Consider the following 18,711-nt stretch of genomic DNA (forward strand, 5'->3'; position numbering starts at 1 on the left):
ATTCGATCATCGTCGGACAATCTCAGCGGTCTGCGTTGTCGGTTGTCAATGGTCAGGATCTAGTGGCAGAGCCGTCAACCCAGGGTCCGCGAAGCATTATGCCGCCTGCCGTGCGGTGAAGCTATGGAATTTTCGCGGTATTGTTATTGGCGCAGCGGACTATGTTATCGCCGCCCCGCATTTAACTGATCGTTCAGGGTTTGGATACCTGGGGCCTTTGTCATACAACAATGACATCGTCCGCATCGGGCCCGACGCTGCATCAGCGGCTGGCCGAGGTCGCGACCGCACACCCGCAGGTCCGCACCACGTTCTGGTCATTGTCGCAGTCGACGCTCACCTACGCCAAACTCCGGGAACGGTCCGTTGTCGGCGCTGCGGCGCTGGTCGCCCGCGGCATCGGGCGCGGTGAGCCGGTCGGCCTGCTGTGCCCGAACTCGCCGGAGTTCCTCATCGGCCTGTTCGCGACCACGACCGCGGGCGGGGCGGCCACCCCGCTGCCACTGCCCGCCGGGGCCCGCCAATTAGCTTCCTACCCAGCGCGTTTGGCGGGAATCGCCGCCGCAGCCGGGATGCGGACCATCCTGGTGTCGCCGCAGTTCGCCGCCATCGTCGAACCACTGCGAGCGGCCATGGACGTCGAATTCCTCGATACCGCAACCCTGTTCGCTGAATCGACGACAGCGGGGCTGCCCCGGGTCGATCCGGACGATGTCGCGGTCGTGCAGTTCACCTCGGGGAGCACCGCCGCACCGAAGGGCGTGCGTCTCACCCACCGGCAGGTGCTGGCCGGGCTGGCCGCCATCCGCACCGGGATCGACCTCGGCCCGGCTGATCAGGGCGGGTTCTGGCTGCCGTTGTTCCACGATATGGGCCTGATCGGTACGCTGTCGGCGATCCTGCGCGGTATCCCGTCGCATCTGTGGTCGCCGACGGCGTTCGTCAAGGATCCCGAGCGCTGGTTGCGCGAGTTCGCCGCCAGCGGGTCGACCATCTCCGCGATGCCGAACTTCGGCTACGAGGCTCTGCTGGCCGCCGTGCCGCCGGACCGCGCGGCCGACTACGACCTGCGAAACTGGCGGATCGCCTTCAACGGCTCCGAACCCATCGTTCACCACGTGGTGCGAGAGTTCTGCGCGCGCTTCCGTCCGGCCGGATTCGACCCCGCGGCCATGTTCGGGGTCTACGGCATGGCCGAGGCCACCCTCGCGGTCACCTTCCCGCCGCTCGGTCGCGAACCCGTCTTCGACTGGGTCGACCGTGTGACGCTGTCGGACTCCGGTAGGGCACAGCGGGTTTGCCCCGAGGCCGAGGGGGCCCGGGCTGTCGCGGGCGTCGGCACGGCGGTCGCCGGTCTGCAGCTGCGCGTGGTCGACCCCGACTCGCGCATGACCGTGCCCGACGGCGAGGTCGGCGAGATCCTCATTCGCGGCGAGTCGGTGACCGACGGCTACCTCACCGCCGACCCCGAAGCCACCGCCGAGCTGTTCAGCGAGGGCTGGCTACGGACCGGCGATCTGGGCTACCAGCGCGACGGCGAGCTGTATGTGACCGGTCGCAGCAAGGACATGATCACCGTGCGCGGGGTCAACTACTACGCGCACGACGTGGAAGCCGTCGTACGTGATCTCGACGGTGTCTACAAGGGCCGCTGCACCGCCGCGGCCGACCCCGACGGTGGCGACACCATCGCCGTCATCGCCGAAACCGAATTCGCTGTCACCGCCGGAGCGGAGCTCACCGCCGCCATAGCCGGACGGATCACCGCCAGGCTCGGCTTGACCGCTGTGCGGGTGCATCTGGTGCCGCCGCGCAGCATCCCCCGAACCAGCAGCGGCAAACTGCGGCGGCTGGCCGCCAGGGAACTGATCGTCACCGAAAGAGATTCGGAGCAACCATGCACAGCTACGACGTCTTCCGCCACTACGAGCGCCAGCACTGGCGGCTAGGTGACCTCGACCTCGACTCCATCGACCCCGCACTGGTCCGGCCCGAGTACGTGACCCTTGCCAAGAGCGCGACCATGGGCGAATCCAATGTCATCGCCGCCGTGCACGGATTCCTCAACGAATTCGTCGACGACTATGATTTCTCCACCTTCGCCGTGGTGTGGGGCTACCAGGAGGTGCAGCACCACTACGCCTTCCGGGCTTGGCTGGCCGCGGTCGGCGAGAGCGTCGACGACAAGGCGGTCGGGGCGATGCGTGCGCCGTACGCGCCTGGCACGACGCCGTCGGCGACGCTGGCCACCAACATCATCTCCGAGCTCACCGTCAACCACGTCTACCGCGCGGTGTCGCAGTGGGTGGAGGAGCCGGTGCTCGAGGGGCTGCTGTTGAACGCGAGCCGCGACGAGGCAGGCCACGCACGGGAATTCATCCACTACACCACGCAGCGTCTCGCCGCGCGACCCGAGGAATTGCCGTCGGTGCTGGAAACGCTCTACGTCTACAGTTCCGAGGCCAAGATCAAGCATCCGGTGAGCACTTTCAAGTCCGGCCTCACCGAACTCGGCGAGCACGAGACCATCGACACCGGCTTCGAGCTGTTCTTGGAACAGATCGCCGCCGAAGGCGAGCTGGAGGTGCTGCACGACAAGGTTCGGCGCACCTTCGCCGGCATCACCGGACTCGACCTGTCCTCCAACGCCCGGGTGCGGCGCGCCTTGGCCGACGCGATCTCCTGAGCTGAATGCGTACCCCTGAGCCCGCCGGCGCGGGCACCCCCGACCTCGCGGTACGGCTGCCCTGGGAAGCGGTGCCGGACTACCACTGCTTCGGCTGCTCGCCGCACAACCCGGCGGGTCTCGGGCTGCGCTTCACCCGCCACCCCGGCGGTCTGCGAGCCGGCTTCCGCCCGACCCGGTCCTTCGAGTCCTATCCCGGTGTCCTGCACGGCGGTCTGGTCGGCGTGATCTGCGACGAGGTGATGGCCAACGTGATCATGTTCGAGCGTGGCGTGCCTGCCTTCACCGTCTCGATGCGCACTCGCTTCCTGACGCCGCTACGGGTCGACCGCGACTACCACTGCACCGCGACAATCTCCCGCGCGGGCGCCGCAGTCATCACGGCGAGCGCGGAGATTCACGACGTGGACGACGAGCTCTGCGCGTCCGCCTCGGCTACCTACCGGCCGTTCGCTCTCGGCGATGTCCGCCACCTGCTCACCCTTGACGACGCCGACGCCGCCCGGCTCGAGCACGCCATGTCAACCCAGAACGGAGCTCGCTTATGAGCACCCCTACCGTCGCCGACATCCTGCTCACCGTCACCGAGATAGCCACCGCCGAGATCGGCGTACCCGCCGCCGAACTGGGGTCCGACGTCGACCTGCGCGGTGTGGCCGGCGTCGACTCGGTCCGCGTGCTGCGCATGGTGGCCCGCATCGAGCGCGCCTACGACATCGAGCTCGACGACCAGGACGTGTTCGGCATGTCCACTCTCGACGACGTGGCGGTTGTGGTGCACAAGGCGTTGGCCGAGGTTCCCGCGTGACCGAGGTCGCCGACACCAACCAGCATTACGATCTCGATCCCGAGGTCTTCGGCGAATTCCTCGACCCGTTGCGCAAATACAGCTCCGGTCGGTACTCGACCGACACCGACACCCTCGAACAGGCGCAGCGGAACAAGTTGCGTTTCGTGGCGGGGCGGCTCGGCCTCTCTGGCGGTGAGCGGGTGCTCGACGTCGGCTGCGGTTGGGGTTCGCTGATCCTGTTCATGGCCGAGGAATTCGCCTGTCAGACGGTGGGGGTCAGCCCCGCGCCGCGCCAGCACGAGTACATCGCCGAGCAGGCCGCTGCCCGCGGCCTCACCGACCGCGTGCGAACGCAGGTCGCGCACTTCGAGCAGCTGGAACTGCCCGCCGCCACCTTCGACGCGGTGACGATGCTCGGGTCGATCGTGCACATGCCCGACCTGGACACCGCGTTCGCCCGCGCCCGGCGCGCACTGCGACGCGGCGGCATGCTCTACGTGTCGGAGAGCTGCTTTCGCAACGCTCGGGCGCGAACCGCGTTCGACGATCGAACCGGCACCCGGTTCATCCGTTCGGACATCTTCGGATTCGGCGAGCTGCGCCCGCTGTCGGAGCTGGTGGCCGGTGCCGAGAACGCCGGGTTCGCCATCGACTCGGTGGACGATCTCACCGACGACTACCGCCGCACCATCGACGACTGGATCGCCAACGTGGACGCGGCCGCGGAGCGGATCGACGCGCACGGGCCGGGACTGGCCGCCAAGCTGCGGCGGTATCTGGAGATCGCCAACGCCGGCTGGGGTTACACCACCAAGCATTACGCCCTGACCTGCCGCAATGCCCGCTGACCGGGAGGGAGTCCCCATGTCCGAGAAGTCCATGCCTGAGCGTCTTTCGGCCGAACGCCCGATGGTCGGAGCCGAGATGATCCCGGCCGGCGACGTCGGTGCCGCCGTCGACGGATTCTTCGCCGCCTCCCCGGCCGCGCGCGGCTGGGACGTGGAAACCGCCTTCGACTGGGCTTGCGCCGACGCGGGCCGACTCACCGAGGGTCAGCGCTCGGCCGTGCAGTTCATCACCTATATCGAGGATCACCTGCCCGGCTATTTCGATGTCTATCACCGGTATTTCCCCGTGGACGACTCGGTCGACGCAGAGACCTTCGTCCACAATCGCGAGCTGTATCACTTCACCGTGCGCTGGGCGGCCGAGGAGGACACTCACGCGCGGGCGCTCGCGCGCTATCAGGAGGCCGCCGGGATGGCCGACCGCGCGTCGCTGCGTACCGATCTCGCGGTGGAGGGGCGCAAGCCGTTCGATCTGCCCTACCGGCATCCGGTGCAGTTCTTCGCCTACGCACTGGTGCAGGAGAAGGCGACTCAGCTGTACTACCAGCAATTACGCGATGTGGTCGCCGATCCGGTGCTCGGCGCGGTGTTGACTCGCCTGTCCCGTGACGAGGCCCGGCATTTCACCTTCATGGCCGACGTCGTGAGCCGGTACGTGCGGGTGCACGGCGACGCGGTGGTCGAACCGATCCGTGAGGTCATCGAGGGATTCCGGATGCCGTTGGCCGACACCATGCGCGGCTACTGGCGCTGGGCTCTGCGCATCGCAGACGTCGCCGACTACGACCACACCGCCGCCTACGCGCACCTGGTCAAGGTGGTCGACCGCGCGGTCGACGTGCGCTCGGACCGGGCCGACGAGCTGGTCCGCTTCATCGAGCAGTGTCGCGCTCTCGACTGACCTGTCGACGACGCAAGGCCACCCGACCGCCTTTCCCCGGCATATAGGCGATACCGCGATCGCGCATCCGCTCCCCGGTCGCGGTAGTCGGCAACAGCTCGAAATCCCTGAGCAGGCTGCGCAGGATGACCTTCAGCTCGGTATCGGCGAAGTCGGAACCGAGACAGCGGCGATTCCCGCCGCCGTACGGAAGCCACGACAGGGGATCCGGTCGGCGTCCGCGAAAACGGTCGGGATCGAAGACATCGGGGTCGGGATAGACGGTTTCGTCGCCGTGGATCAGGGCGATCGAGACGATGATCCGGTGGCCGCGCGCGATCACCCACTCGCCCAACTGCAAGCTCGGTGCCTTCACCTGCCGGGAAACCGTGCCGATCACCGGTCGAACGCGCTGAACCTCCCAGATCGTGTGCTGGAGCACCTCGTCGTTTCCGGCGTTCAGGTCGTCTACCAGCCGGGCCAGCGCCTCCGGGTGTCGGCGCAGGCGTTCCAACGTCCAAGCCAGGGTGTTGGCGGAGGTCTCGTTGCCCGCGGTGAGCAAGGTCGCCAACTCGTCGGCGATATCTCTGTGCGACAGCGTCTTTCCGTCTTCGTAGTGGTTTCGCAGCAGCAGCGCGAGGATGTCCCCTCGATCCGACAGGCGCGGATCAGCGAGTGCGCGGTTGATCAGCTTCGCGATCAGCGCGTCGTATTCGCTGCGGTGCTCATCGAGTCGGGTCCGCGCCGAACGGCCACGACCGAACCCGATCGCACGGCCGGTCGCCAACCGCGAGCCGATCGCGCCGAGGGTCGGCATCAGTCGGCGCAGTGCAGCGAGTTCCGCGCCGTCCGCGCCGAAGACCGCGCGCAGGATGGTGTCGAGCGTGATGCGGATGGTCGCGGGCAGGATCGGGAATTCGATGTTCTCCGGCCACGTCGCCGCCTCGTCCGCGTACGCCCGTTCGATGAGCGCCTCGTACTCGCGCATCCGTGTGCCGTGAAAGAGCGGAGACAGCAGCCGGCGCCGTCGGCGGTGGGGATCGTCGTCGAGACTGAACAACGACCCGGGGCCGAGCAACGCACCGAGGTTGGGTTCGGCTTTCCCCGCGACCGAGGGACCGGCCGCGAACACCTGACGGGCCAGCACCGGGTCGCCGACGAAGACCGACGGTCCGATGACCGGCAGATTCAGCGTGAACACCGGGCCGAACCGGCGGCGTGAGCGCCGCATCATCCGGCGGCGACCGCTGAGGTAGAGAAGTCCCTGGACCGAACGGGGTAGTCGAGAACCCGGCGGCAGCGAGATCGCCGGCGCGGCGGTCATGTTCAGAACCCGTACTTCTCTCGGAGTTCGGCGAGGGTGTCGACGAAGCCGTCGAGCTGCTCGTCGGAGATCCGGTTGTTCATCAGCAGGCGGATCACCGCGCGGTCCTTCGGCACCGCCGGGTAGCCGAACATCGGCACCAGGTAGCCGCGGTCGATGAACTCCTGTCGCACCCGCACGGCGGTGTCGTTCGCGCCCACCAGGATCGAGGTGACGTACGTGGGTGTCGGGTTGATCGTGCAGCCGATCCGGACCAGTCGCTCCCGCAACCGATCGACCCGGTCGAGATAGTTCTCCATGATCGACGGGTCACGCCGCATCCGACGCAGCACGTGCACGATGGCGCCGACGGTCGGCGGCTGAATGTTGGTGGTGAAAACCGTTGTGCCGGAGAGGAAGCGAAACGCGTTCAGGGCGTCGGCCGGTCCGGCGAGCGCACCGCCGCTGAGCCCGACGCCCTTGCCGAAGGACACCATCAGGAAGGTCGCCCGGCGCAGCGCCGCGTACTCGGCGGCGAACCGGTGACCGCCGTTGCCGTAGACCATGAACCCGTTGGCGTCGTCGACGAAGCTGATCGCGCCGAACTCCTCGCACAGATCGAGGATCTCGGCGACCGGGGCGAGCGACCCGTCCGCGGAGTACACGGCCTCGAATCCGACGATGATCTTGCGTCCCGCCAGCTGCTCCAGCTCGCGTCGAAGACTGGCGGTGTCGTTGTGGTCGAACATGATCAGGTTGCGGCCGAACTTGAATCGTTCGGCGGCCTTCCACATGCTCCAGTGGCATTCCCGGTCCAGCACGAGCACGGTGTCGGTGTTGTCGACCCCGTGGGTGTTGTTGAACGAGAACCGGGTGCTCATCGCGTTCACGAAACCGAGGTTGGCCAGCATTCCGGTGGCGAAGGTGAGCGCTCGCTCCTTGCCGGTGATCTCGGCGACGAGCGTCTCCAGCTCGAGGTGCGGCCGGGAGACGCCTTGGATGATCCGGGAGCCGCCGACGACAAGGCCGTAGTCCGTGGCTGTCTCGGTGAAAACCTCGCGCACCCGCGGGTCGTGCTGCCAGCCCAGGATGCCGATGCCGGAGAAGTTGACCAGCTTCTTGCCATTGATGCTCACGACCGCGTCGTTGATGCCGTCGAGCTCGGGCAAGGTGATGAATTCGCCGCTCTCGCGTGCGCTTTCGAGCCAGGCGGAGAAGCCCCAGCGATCCAATGCCGATACCGAGGACTGCGTCGCCATGATCGTTCCTCTCAGAGCAGAGTGCTGAGTCGGGCGTCGACCTCGTCGGCGGTGATGCCGTAGTCGGTCAGATCGTAGGTGTGTGAGCGGAGGCGATCGTCCTCTGCGACCACCGCGAGCATCGCGGTTCGGACCTCGTCGGTGATCTCGCGGCCGAGACGCCGGTAGATGTCGCCGACGATGGCCAGCGGGTCGGCCGTGAACTCGTCGAACTCGACGTCGTGGAAAACGGCCGGGTCGTATTTCGCCCGGTCCGTGGCGTAGCGCTCGAGCGAGCGAACAGCGAATTCGAGCAGGATGGGGCCGATCGCCTCGCCTTGGAAGCTCGCTGACCGGCCGGCGACCATCTTGTTCACCATGCTGCACGCCGAGGCGAGCACCACGCTCGCGGGCCGACGATGGGTCTGGATCACCAGCGCGTCCGGGAACGTCGCCAACAGCGCGTCGAGGCACACGAGATGGCTCGATGACTTGAGCACCCAGCGTTTGCCTGCGTCGGGCAGCCCGATCAGTTGCAGGTTGCGACGGTACCGCTGATAGGTCTCGGTGAAGTCCTGCTCAGCCAGCCACGCGGAATACGACGGCAGGTTCCCGGTGAACTCGAAATACGCCGAGAGCATCGACTGGCGGGTCAACAGCCAGCATTCCTCGACCTCGTCGGCTCGACGATTGTGAATACCCAGGTAGCCGGGGACCTGTTCGACGAACCCGTCGATGCCTTTCTGCACCATCTGGAAGACCGGGTCGGCCGCCCAGTCCGCGCGCGCCGGCCGGGGCTGTGGCGCGTAACCGAGCCACATCTGCAGGCCCTGGTGCGCTGGGTCGGCGGTCAACATCCGGTGCAGGGTCGTCGTCCCGGTGCGCGGCATGCCGACGATGAACACCGGCCGCTCGATCGCGACCTCGGCGTATTCGGGGCGTGCCGCCCACTGGGCCTGACTGATCAGGCGGGACGCGAGGATGCCGGTCAGCTCGCCCTGAACCGCTTGGATGCCCTGCGGGCTCAGATCGGCCTCGTCCTGGTAGGAGGACAGGAGCACCCCGAGCCCTTCCCGGTACTCCGACGGGCCGAAGTCGGTGAGCCCGGTGAGGTTGGAGGCCGCCGCCTCTAGTTCCTCCGCTGCGCCGAGTCTGTTCACGTCAAATCCTTTGATTCGTCCTCGTTTGAATCGAAACCTTAAGGAAGAGAGCCGATCTCGTGTGGCCTGGTCGCATTTTCGAATCGGTCGATAGGAAAGCGATTTATCGACTTCACCATCGAATGCGCAGTGGTCGATCGCCGTATATTCCCTATCCGGGGTCGCGGGTGGCGAACAGGGAAATTGCATACGGAGGCTGGCAATGGTGACGGTTTCGCGCTCGGGGACCAGCGATCTCGACGCTCGACGCGCGCGCCGTATCGCCGAGTTACACGCCGCAGACCGACAGTTCCGCGACACCGAGCCGAACACGGCGGTCACCGTGGCGATCCGGAAGCCGGGGTTGTCGCTGGGGCGGATCGTGGCCACGATCATGGAGGGTTACGCGGATCGGCCCGCCGTAGGGGAACGCGCGCGGGAAACGAGCACCGATCCGGCGACCGGTCGGACGACACTGCGCCTGCTGCCGGCCTTCGAGACCATCAGCTATGGCGAACTGTGGTCGCGGGCGGGCGCCGTCGCGACCGAATGGCACCACCATCCCGAGTCGCCGTTGCGCGCGGGCGAGTTCGTCGCCGTCGTCGGTTTCACCGGTACCGACTACGCCACCATCGAGCTGGCCTGCGTCCGGCTCGGCGCGGTGTCAGTGCCGTTGCCCGCCAGCGCCTCCGCCGACCAGCTGACACCGATCATCGCCGAGACGGCGCCCCGCGTGCTGGCCACCAGCCTCGAACGGCTGAGCACCGCCGTCGAGTGCGTACTGGCGAGCACATCGGTGCGCCGCCTTGTGGTCTTCGACTATCAGGCGGCCGTCGACGAGCACCGCGAGCAGGTCGAGGCAGCGTGCCGACGCCTGGCAGACAGCCCGATCGCGCTCGACACACTGGCCGACGTGCTCACGCGCGCAGCGACCCTGCCGCCGATACCGCCGTTCGAAGCCGATCCGGCCGACGACCGACTGGCCATGCTCATCTACACATCAGGCAGCACCGGGGCACCCAAGGGCGCCATCTACACCGACCGCATGGTCATCCCGGCGTGGCGCGGGTTCTGGCCGGGGACCGACGAGCTGCCGATCATCGGCGTGCACTGCCTACCCATGAGCCACGTGTCGGGACGTGCCGCGTTCTCCGGCACCCTCGCGGCAGGCGGCATCGGCTACTTCACGGCGAAGAGCGACCTGTCCACGCTGTTCGAGGACATCGCCCTGGTCCGGCCGACGACACTGCGGCTGGTGCCACGCGTCTGCGACATGCTTTTCCAGCGCTACCACAGCGAACTGGACCGACCGGCGTCCGGCGACCAGGTCGAGGTCGCGGCGCGGGTGCGCGAGGAACTGCGTGAACGGTTCCTCGGCGGCCGCGTGGTGTGGGTCGGCACCGGGTCGGCGCCGATGTCCGCGGAGATGACCGCCTTCGTCGAATCCTGTGTCGACCTTCCACTACAGGACGGCTTCGGCTCGACCGAAGCGGGTCGAATCATGGTCAACGGGAAGGTATGCCGACCACCGGTGCGCGACTACAAGCTGGTCGACGTGCCCGAACTGGGCTACTCGCGTACCGACTCGCCATATCCGCGCGGGGAGCTGCTGGTCAAGACCGATGCCATCATTCCGGGGTACTACCAGCGTCCCGAGGCCACCGCGGAGATCTTCGACCGCGACGGCTACTACCGGACCGGCGACATCATGGCAGAGATCGGGCCGGACGACCTGGTTTACCTCGATCGCCGCACGAACGTGCTCAAGCTGTCCAACGGCGAGTTCGTGGCTATCGCCCGGTTGGAGGCGCTGTTCGTCACCAGCCCGCTGGTGAGGCAGATCTTCGTCTATGGCAACAGCGAGCGCGCCTATCCGCTCGCGGTCGTGGTGCCGACCTCGGCGGCGCTCGAACGCGTCGGCGCGGCCGTTGCGGACCTGAAACCGCTGATCGGCGAATCGTTGCGGAGGATCGCGAAGGACGCGGACCTGCCGCGCTACGCGATCCCGCGCGACTGCCTGATCGAGACCGAGCCGTTCAGCACGGTGAACGGCCTGCTCTCCGACATCCGTAAACCGTTGCGCCCCAGGCTGAAAGACCGCTACGGCGAGCGCCTGGAGCGGATGTACGCCGAGCTGGCGGAACGGGAGACCGGTGAGCTGAGCGCACTGCGTCGTGCCGGTCGGAACCAGCCGGTCGCCGACGCCGTCCTGCGGGCCACCCAGGCGTTGCTGGGTTGTGAGAGCGGCGGGTTGCTCGGGGAGGCGCATTTCACCGACCTCGGCGGCGACTCCCTGTCCGCGCTGTCGCTGTCCGGCTTGCTCGGGGAGATCTTCGATATCGAGGTGCCGGTGAGCGTCATCATCAACCCCGCGAACAACCTACGACAACTGGCGAGACACATCGAGACAGCATTGCTCGGCGGTCCGCGACAGCCGACGTTCGCGGCAGTGCACGGCGCGGGCAGCATCCGAGTCCAGGCCAGTGACCTCACGTTGGACAAGTTCATCGACATCGCGACCCTCGACGCGGCACGTGCCCTACCGCCGCCGAGCGGCGCGACGAACACGGTGCTGCTCACCGGCGCGAACGGCTACCTCGGCCGGTTCTTGTTACTGGAGTGGCTGGCCCGCACGAGCGGCACAGTGATCTGTCTGGTCCGTGGCGCTACGGCCGCCAGCGCACGCCAGCGGCTCGCCGCGGCGTTCGATCGGGGCGACCCCGACCTGGTCCGCCACTTCAACGAGCTGGCCGCGGACCGTCTCGAGGTCCTTCCGGGCGATATCAGCGCGCCCGGCCTCGGCCTGGACGAGCTGACATGGCACCGACTGGCCGACACCGTCGACCTGATCGTCCACCCGGCCGCGCTGGTCAATCACGTTCTGCCTTATCCAGAACTGTTCGGCCCCAACGTCATCGGCACCGCCGAGCTGATCCGAATGGCACTCACCGCGCGGATCAAACGAGTCAGCCACGTGTCGACCATGGGGGTGCTCGCCACGGCGACATCGTCCGCCGACGAGGACGCCGATATCCGGCTCACCAGCCCGGTTCGCGAACTCGACGAGACCTACGCCAACGGCTACTCGACGAGCAAATGGGCGAGCGAGGTTCTCCTGCGCGCGGCACACGAACGTTTCGGTCTGCCGGTTTCGGTGTTCCGGTCGGACATGATCCTCGCGCACAGCAGATACTCCGGGCAGCTGAACGTGCCCGACGTCTTCACCCGCCTGCTGCTCAGCCTCATCGCCACCGGCATCGCGCCGCGATCGTTCTATCCGACCGAGGACCGAGGACGCACCTATAACGGTGGCCTTCCCGTCGACTTCACCGCCGCGGCCATCGCCACACTCAGTGAGCAAACGGTGACGGGATATCGCACCTACAACGTCGTCGATCCGCGCAGCGTCTCGCTCGACGTGATCGTCGACTGGCTCATCGACGCCGGCCATCCCATCGCGCGAATCGACGACTACGACGAGTGGTTCACCCGCTTCGAAACGGCTATCCGCGCCATGCCGGAAAGCCGGCGACGACACTCACTGCAGCCCCTACTCCAGGCGTTCGGCAACACCCGCGAAACCCTCGACCGCCCCGAATTCCCCACCAACCGCTTCCACTCCGCCATCTGGACAGCCGAAATCGACATTCCCCCAATGTCAGCCTCGCTCATCCGCAAGTACAGCACCGACCTCCGTCAACTGAACCTGATCTGACCTGTCGCCGGTCGTGCACGCCGAGGAATCGACGAGACAGCCGCACGGGAACCGGTCAGTGAGGGGCGGTGAGGCTCCGCATTGCTTTGCGTTCGACCAGGAGCGGAACGAAGTCGCGGATGGGTACGTCGGCGAACCCGTCGTAGACGTGTTGGACGGTATCGTCGATGTCGTCAGCGGGGATGCTGGGATATCGCTGGGCGAGGCGTTGGACGACCTCATTGATCTGCTGAGCTTCATCAGTAGCCATAATCTATGGTGTTGCCCGACCGCCGAAAGATCAACGAGCAGGAGTTCTTAGTTGCTCAAAAGTGTCCTGGCGGGGCTGCATTTGTTGGGCGGTGTGATCGCGGAGCGGGCGAACCTCCGAGTCATTGCCGTGTGCGGTTGGTTGATCGGCATGGATTATCGCTCCCGGTCGACGCGGGAGACGACCGTAGGGTTTCAGAGCATGAGCATTCGTCTCGGATACCAGATGCCTTACTTCGGCTACGCGGCCTCACCGCGCGAACTGTTCCCGCGGGTCATCGCGCAGGCGCAGGAGGCGGAGGCGGCCGGCTTCGATGCCGTGCTCTTCATGGACCACTTCTATCAGGTCTATGGGCAGCCCGATGACTGGATGCTGGAGGCCTACACTGCCCTGGCCGGGCTGGCCACCGTGACCGAGCGAATCCAGCTGGCCACCCTGATGACCTGCAACACCTACCGCAATCCGGCGCTGCTGGCCAAGATCGTCACGACACTCGACGTGATCAGCGGCGGCCGCGCGGCACTCGGCATCGGCGCGGGCTGGTTCGAGCAGGAGCACATCGGCTATGGCTTCGAATACGGCAGCTTCACCGACCGGTTCCAGCGCCTGGACGAGGCCTTGCAGATCATCTCGCCGATGCTGCGCGGGCAGCGGCCGACCTTTCACGGCAAGTGGTACCGCGCTGAGAACGCGATCAACGAGCCGCAGGTGCGCGACGACCTGCCGATCCTGCTCGGTGGCGGCGGTGAGAAGAAGACCTTCGGGCTGGCCGCGCGGTACGCGGACCACCTGAACATCCTCTGTCACACCACCGACCTGCCGCAGAAATTGGCCGCACTGCGGCAGCGCTGCGAGGAGTCCGGGCGTGACCCACAGACCTTGGAGACCAGCTTCCGGGCGGTCGTGGTCGTCGATGAGGACGGTGATCGGGCGCGCAAATTGGCGCAGGGGTTCATGCAGCGGGATCTTGTGGTGGTGATCTCGGAGGACAGTGTGTTCGCCGGCACTCCCGACGATGTGGCGGAGCAGATCCAGCGCCGGATCCTGGATCACGGAGTCGACGGCATCATCGTGAATATGGTCGCCAACGGTCACGAGCCGGGCATCCTCGAATTGGCAGGCAAGGCACTGAGTCCGCTGGTGCACGGCTGAGTCGCGACTGTTCCGCGCGCAGCGGTTCACCCGAAACGGATGAGGTCTACATCAGCGTCTGTTGCGACGATGGGACGTATCCGAAAACTTCGGAGTCGAGACCGGTGCCCACAGGGCCGGTTTCTGGTGATGACCAGGCGCGATGATCTCGAGGATGGTGTGATGACCGACCTGCGTTTCGATGACAAGACCGATTTCGAAGATGCCGAGCGAGGGTTTGTCGCGGCTCTGGAACCTGCTGTCGTCACCGACGCGGCCGGTACCACGATCTGGGACGCCGACGCGTACGGCTTCCTCGACGGTGAATGCCCTTCAACGGCGAACCCGAGTTTGTGGCGACAGGGCCAGCTCTGCGCCAAGCAGGGATTGTTCGAGGTCGCCGAGGGGATCTACCAGGTCCGCAATCTGGATCTGTCCAATATGACGCTCATCGAGGGCGAGCGTGGCGTCATCGTCATCGACCCGCTGATCTCCGCGGAGACCGCCGCCGCGGCGCTGGAGCTGTACCGGGCGCACCGTGGTGATCGTGCGGTGACGGGGCTCATCTATACCCATTCCCACGGTGATCATTTCGGTGGCAGTCGCGGGGTGGTCCCGCACGGCCACGACCCTGTGCCGGTGCTCGCGCCTGCGGGGTTCCTCGAACACGCGGTGAGCGAGAACGTCTACGCCGGTAACGCGATGACACGGCGCGCGGTGTACATGTACGGCGCGACGCTACCGAAAGCGCCGGACGCGCAGATCGGTTGCGGGTTGGGGATGACCACCTCGACCGGCACGATCACCCTGATCCCGCCGACGGTCGACATCACCCACACCGGGCAGGAGGAAACCGTCGACGGTGTGCGCATCATCTTCCAGATGACGCCGGGCACCGAGGCTCCTGCCGAGATGAACTTCCTGTTCCCCGATCGGCGTGCGATATGTATGGCCGAGAACGCCACCCACAACATGCACAACGTGTTGACCCTGCGTGGTGCGGTGGTGCGTGATTCGCGGATCTGGGCGCGCTACCTCGACGAGGCGATCGCGATGTTCGCCGATAAGATCGATGTCGCGTTCGCCTCCCATCATTGGCCGGTGTGGGGGCCCGACCGGTTCGTCGACCTGCTGGCCAGCCAGCGCGACATGTACTCCTACCTCCACGATCAGACACTGCGCTTGACCAACCAAGGACTCACCGGCGCGGAGATCGCCGAGCAACTCGAGTTGCCGCCCGCCCTGGACGAAAAATGGTGCAACCGAGGCTATTACGGGTCGCTGAGCCACAATGTCAAGGCTGTCTATCAGCGGTATATGGGCTGGTTCGACGGTAATCCCGCCCATTTGTGGGAGCACCCGCCCGTCGCTACCGCCCAGCGGTACGTCAAAGACTACGGCGGCGTCGACGCCGTGCTCGCCAAAGCCGAAACCTATGTGCAGGAGGGTGATCTGCGGTTCGCCGCGACCTTGCTCAATCACGCGGTCTTCGCCGAGCCGGGCAACACGGCGGCAAAGGCCGCGTTGGCCGGGGTGTACGAGCAGTTGGGTTGGGGCGCGGAGAACGGTACGTGGCGAAATTTCTATCTCACCGGTGCGCAAGAACTTCGCCATGGTCCCGGGCATACCGAACTCGACACCGCCAACCCCGAGATGGCCTCGGCGCTGACGGTGGACATGATCGCGGACTCGCTCGCTGTCCGTATCGACGGGCCACGGGCGGCGCGCATCGGCGGCTTCACGATGGACTGGAAGCTCACCGATGAAAACCAGGTCGTCCGTCTGACATTGTCCAACGGTGCGCTCACCCCGCGCACCGCCACCGCCGAGGTGCCCCACATCGGTTCCGCCGACCTCACGCTGACGTTGACCAAACCGCAATTGCTCGGGGTGCTGGCGGGCAAAGGCCTCCACGATGTCGATGTCGAGGGCGACCCGCAGGTCCTCGCGACCCTGTCCGGGCTGTTGGATACACCGAACCCGGACTTCGACATCGTCATCCCCTGATCGAGGTACCTTATCGGGAACTGTTGCCGCAGAAGCGTATTCAGAGATCGTCGGTGGCAAAGCCGTTGATCAAGGCACGCAAGCCCACGCGGAAGTCTCGTTCCAAGTTGGGGTGCAACGCATATCTCCCGAGTTTGACAACAGTGGGGTATTCATCGGCGGACAATGTGTCGAGCAGTTCATCCAATCCGGTGCTGACACGCTGACTCGGATCTCGGTACTGCGGGGGAAACGCGTTCGCCGCGAACAGTGCGGAGCAAATTGTGTAGTGCACGACCGCGTAATAGGTCCGAATGGTGATCTCGGGCGGACATCCGGCCTGATCCATCGGCTGCCAGAACATTTCGCGAAGCCGCAGCGCGTTCGGACCGAACAGTGGTGAGCGGATCCCCACCCTGGTCATCCACGCATGCTCGAGCATGACCTGTCGAAGGGCGACCGCGACTTGCTCTACCGCGCCCTGCCAGTGGGTGTGCCCTTCCGGTACCGAGACCGCACCGAGGACGTAGTCGGTGACGTGGATGAGCAATTCCTCGCGGCCGTCGACATGCCGGTACAGCGAGGGCGCCCGCGAGTGCAATGCGGCGGCGAGGTTGCGCATGGTCAGGCCCTCGACGCCGTCGCGGTCGAGGATCTGACACGCGGCGACGTTGATGGAGTCCATGGTGAGCAGGCGGGTGTTCATCGAGCGCTGTCGCTCCAGCTGCGCCTTCCACCACGCCGCTGATCCGGGGACCAAGGGGTTGACATCTCGTGGCACGTGTCTCTAACCTCCTAGCGAACAATGTACGCTGCAAATCTGTTTCTGCTGTTCAGCGGTCCCTTTTGCGGCATCATCCGATGAGGTATCAATGCGTTATCGCTATATTCATCCGGTACTGGCTGTTGCTGTGCTGACGGGGAGCCTACTGACGAACGCCGCAACGCCGTCGACCGCGGCACCGCTCAGCGAGCGGACCGAGTTTCTGTGGACATCGAGCTCTCCGGTCGACGGCGTCATCAGTTCCGAGATCACTGTGCGGGTGCCTCTCCCTGCCGACGTAGCCCCGCACCCGGATCAGTGCGACAACCTGTCCTACCTTCGGTGGCGCTCGTCTTCGGGCCCAGCGGACTCCGCGGCCGCAGATCGCATCCTCGTGGCTCAACCGGGCGTATTCGAAGGTGCTGGAGCATTCGACAGCGTCGCACGAAATACTGTGGCCGCCGCGGCAGCCGGGGGCAGGTCGGTCGAGTTCTGGGCACTGGACCGCCGATCGAACTGCTTGGAAGACCACCGCGGCGTTCAAGCCGCACTGAAGTCCAAGAATTTCGACACCGCTGCCGACTATTATTTCCGCGGCGCTGAGGTCGACGGCCGAAAATTCGCCGGGTACGCGGACGGGCCGGCCACTCAGTGGCTCGAAAGCCAAGGTCTGGAACAAACATTGCGGGACCAGTACGACATTTTGAGACTCGAACTCCCGGACCCCGGTGTGCGCAAAGACAAGGTTCTCTGCGGTGGGCACTCACTCGGCGGATTCCTCACCGGGTACTTCGCCGAATGGGACTTCGACGGTAACCCCGCCACCACAGACGACGCCGGATACAACCAATGCGGCGGATACTTCGCCCTCGACACCGTCATCAAGGCCGGAATGCCCGCGTTGGGAGGGCCGGAAGCAGGCGAGATACCGCCATTGCTGGCTGGGCCGTTGGAACAGGCGTCGCTTGCACTCGACAGCGCCCTCCCCGTGCTCCGCCTCCCTGCGGTCATCAATCCGGAAACGACGAACCTGCTCGCACTGGCCGGTTTGGCTGCGACCTTGGACCCGGACGGCGTGAACGCCCTCCTCGACCAGGCGCCGGACAACACCAACATCGAGCTGACACTCCGTACGCTGCTGTCCAAGGACGCAGCCATGGCGGTCACTGGATCACCGGACGTGCGCGATCTCAACGTCACCAATGAAGCCACCGTCGGTGCCCTGCTCGACGAAAACTCCCAGCCCCTCGGTTTCCTGCAGGCCAGCATGGGGTTCTTCGCCGGAGGGCCCGTCGTCGAGAAGTCGTTCCCGCTACCATCCTCGATTGCCCTCGCCGACACCGCAAACAGCGCCTTCGGAGACGCGCCCAAAGCGTCACCGTCGGTCTACGGCAACCCGGACGTCACCTACCGGTGGTTGGATTACGACGAAGTCGGCAGCGCTGCCTCGCTACCCAACGAGGGTGCCTTCACGAACCGAGCGAGTGAGGTGTCCTCCGTCGCCAAGGTCGCACGTAGCCTCAGCGAGCCGCCGCTCGACTTCACCGAGTGGTATTTCCCCTCGCGACTGAATTTCGACCTCGCCCAGACGACGGCCCCGTCCATCGCCGAGAACCACCTTCACCTGGACGGCGTCAGTCGCAATCCGATCGTCACATTCCAGGGCGGCGGCGGGATCTCGTTGCCGAAGTCGAGCAACCCCACCGACGTCCCCATCGTTCTGCCCGGATACAACCACATCGACGTTCTCACTGCCGCGCCGGTTCAGAACGACGGTCGCCCCGAGGTCGTTTCCACGACCCTCGCTCGGTTCGCAGCCAACCCTTCCGGCGGCGGACGATGAGGTCGATCGCCCGCGGGTCCGAGCGTTCCGGCGTGCGTCGCGCGCCGATGTACTCGGGAGAACTCGCTCGAGCATTCTTGTGTGTTCGAGGCTCGATGTTGCGTAACTTGATCTATGTGTCCAACACTGATGCTGTGCG

At 65.9% G+C, this 18,711-nt stretch carries 15 protein-coding genes; 10 read left to right on the forward strand and 5 right to left on the reverse strand.

What is annotated here, in order from left to right; genetic code table 11:
* Positions 1-230 precede the first annotated feature (230 nt).
* From ACLJPD_RS16320 to ACLJPD_RS16345, 6 genes are read left to right on the forward strand one after another with little or no spacing between them, the layout of a single operon-like run.
* Positions 231-1,949 carry an AMP-binding protein gene (locus tag ACLJPD_RS16320; RefSeq protein WP_410872988.1) on the forward strand — a complete coding sequence of 573 codons (1,719 nt, stop codon included), beginning with the start codon at positions 231-233 and terminating at the stop codon, positions 1,947-1,949.
* Entirely contained in the window at positions 1,898-2,686 is a 789-nt protein-coding gene (locus tag ACLJPD_RS16325; RefSeq protein WP_410872989.1) for a ferritin-like domain-containing protein, read from the forward strand. The genes ACLJPD_RS16320 and ACLJPD_RS16325 overlap by 52 nt, the downstream gene beginning before the upstream one ends.
* 5 nt (positions 2,687-2,691) lie before the next feature.
* Positions 2,692-3,234: a PaaI family thioesterase gene (locus ACLJPD_RS16330; protein WP_410872990.1), complete on the forward strand. Its 543-nt coding sequence runs from the start codon at positions 2,692-2,694 to the stop codon at positions 3,232-3,234.
* Entirely contained in the window at positions 3,231-3,494 is a 264-nt protein-coding gene (locus tag ACLJPD_RS16335) for an acyl carrier protein (RefSeq protein WP_410872992.1), read from the forward strand. The genes ACLJPD_RS16330 and ACLJPD_RS16335 overlap by 4 nt, the downstream gene beginning before the upstream one ends.
* Positions 3,491-4,324 (forward strand): SAM-dependent methyltransferase, encoded by an 834-nt coding sequence (locus ACLJPD_RS16340; RefSeq protein ID WP_410872993.1) that lies wholly within the window; start codon positions 3,491-3,493, stop codon positions 4,322-4,324. Before ACLJPD_RS16335 ends, ACLJPD_RS16340 begins: the two co-directional genes overlap by 4 nt.
* Before the next feature lie 16 nt (positions 4,325-4,340).
* Positions 4,341-5,225: an acyl-ACP desaturase gene (locus tag ACLJPD_RS16345; protein WP_410872994.1), complete on the forward strand. Its 885-nt coding sequence runs from the start codon at positions 4,341-4,343 to the stop codon at positions 5,223-5,225.
* Here the strand turns inward: ACLJPD_RS16345 and ACLJPD_RS16350 are convergent.
* From ACLJPD_RS16350 to ACLJPD_RS16360, 3 genes are read right to left on the reverse strand one after another with little or no spacing between them, the layout of a single operon-like run.
* Positions 5,197-6,528, reverse strand: coding sequence for a cytochrome P450 (locus tag ACLJPD_RS16350; RefSeq protein ID WP_410872995.1), 1,332 nt, complete (start codon positions 6,526-6,528; stop codon positions 5,197-5,199). The two genes, ACLJPD_RS16345 and ACLJPD_RS16350, sit on opposite strands and share 29 nt — an antisense overlap.
* A 2-nt stretch (positions 6,529-6,530) precedes the next feature.
* Positions 6,531-7,766, reverse strand: a complete 1,236-nt coding sequence (locus ACLJPD_RS16355; protein WP_410872996.1) for an aminotransferase class I/II-fold pyridoxal phosphate-dependent enzyme — start codon at positions 7,764-7,766, stop codon at positions 6,531-6,533.
* An 11-nt stretch (positions 7,767-7,777) separates the two neighbouring features.
* Complete coding sequence (locus ACLJPD_RS16360) at positions 7,778-8,905, reverse strand: sulfotransferase family protein (protein WP_410872998.1); 1,128 nt, start codon at positions 8,903-8,905, stop codon at positions 7,778-7,780.
* A gap of 205 nt (positions 8,906-9,110) precedes the next feature.
* Here ACLJPD_RS16360 and car point away from each other — a divergent pair, with 205 nt between their 5' ends.
* The gene (car, locus tag ACLJPD_RS16365; RefSeq protein WP_410873429.1) at positions 9,111-12,599 is read left to right on the forward strand and encodes a carboxylic acid reductase; all 3,489 of its coding nucleotides are present in this window, start codon (positions 9,111-9,113) and stop codon (positions 12,597-12,599) included.
* 55 nt (positions 12,600-12,654) lie between these two features.
* On the opposite strand, the gene ACLJPD_RS16370 is transcribed toward car, so the two are convergent.
* The gene (locus tag ACLJPD_RS16370) at positions 12,655-12,849 is read right to left on the reverse strand and encodes a three-helix bundle dimerization domain-containing protein (RefSeq protein ID WP_410873000.1); all 195 of its coding nucleotides are present in this window, start codon (positions 12,847-12,849) and stop codon (positions 12,655-12,657) included.
* A gap of 201 nt (positions 12,850-13,050) precedes the next feature.
* On the opposite strand from ACLJPD_RS16370, the gene ACLJPD_RS16375 reads away from it, so the two are divergent.
* Positions 13,051-14,001, forward strand: a complete 951-nt coding sequence (locus tag ACLJPD_RS16375) for an LLM class F420-dependent oxidoreductase (protein WP_410873002.1) — start codon at positions 13,051-13,053, stop codon at positions 13,999-14,001.
* 162 nt (positions 14,002-14,163) lie between these two features.
* Positions 14,164-15,987, forward strand: coding sequence for an alkyl/aryl-sulfatase (locus ACLJPD_RS16380; RefSeq protein ID WP_410873003.1), 1,824 nt, complete (start codon positions 14,164-14,166; stop codon positions 15,985-15,987).
* 40 nt (positions 15,988-16,027) lie between these two features.
* Here ACLJPD_RS16380 and ACLJPD_RS16385 read toward each other — a convergent pair whose 3' ends face one another.
* A complete protein-coding gene (locus tag ACLJPD_RS16385) occupies positions 16,028-16,747 on the reverse strand; it encodes a TetR/AcrR family transcriptional regulator C-terminal domain-containing protein (protein WP_410873004.1) in 720 nt (239 codons plus the stop codon).
* A 436-nt stretch (positions 16,748-17,183) separates the two neighbouring features.
* Here ACLJPD_RS16385 and ACLJPD_RS16390 point away from each other — a divergent pair, with 436 nt between their 5' ends.
* A complete protein-coding gene (locus ACLJPD_RS16390; protein ID WP_410873005.1) occupies positions 17,184-18,572 on the forward strand; it encodes a hypothetical protein in 1,389 nt (462 codons plus the stop codon).
* Positions 18,573-18,711: the final 139 nt, after the last annotated feature.

Source organism: Nocardia sp. A7 (assembly GCF_046549215.1).
Taxonomy (GTDB): domain Bacteria; phylum Actinomycetota; class Actinomycetes; order Mycobacteriales; family Mycobacteriaceae; genus Nocardia.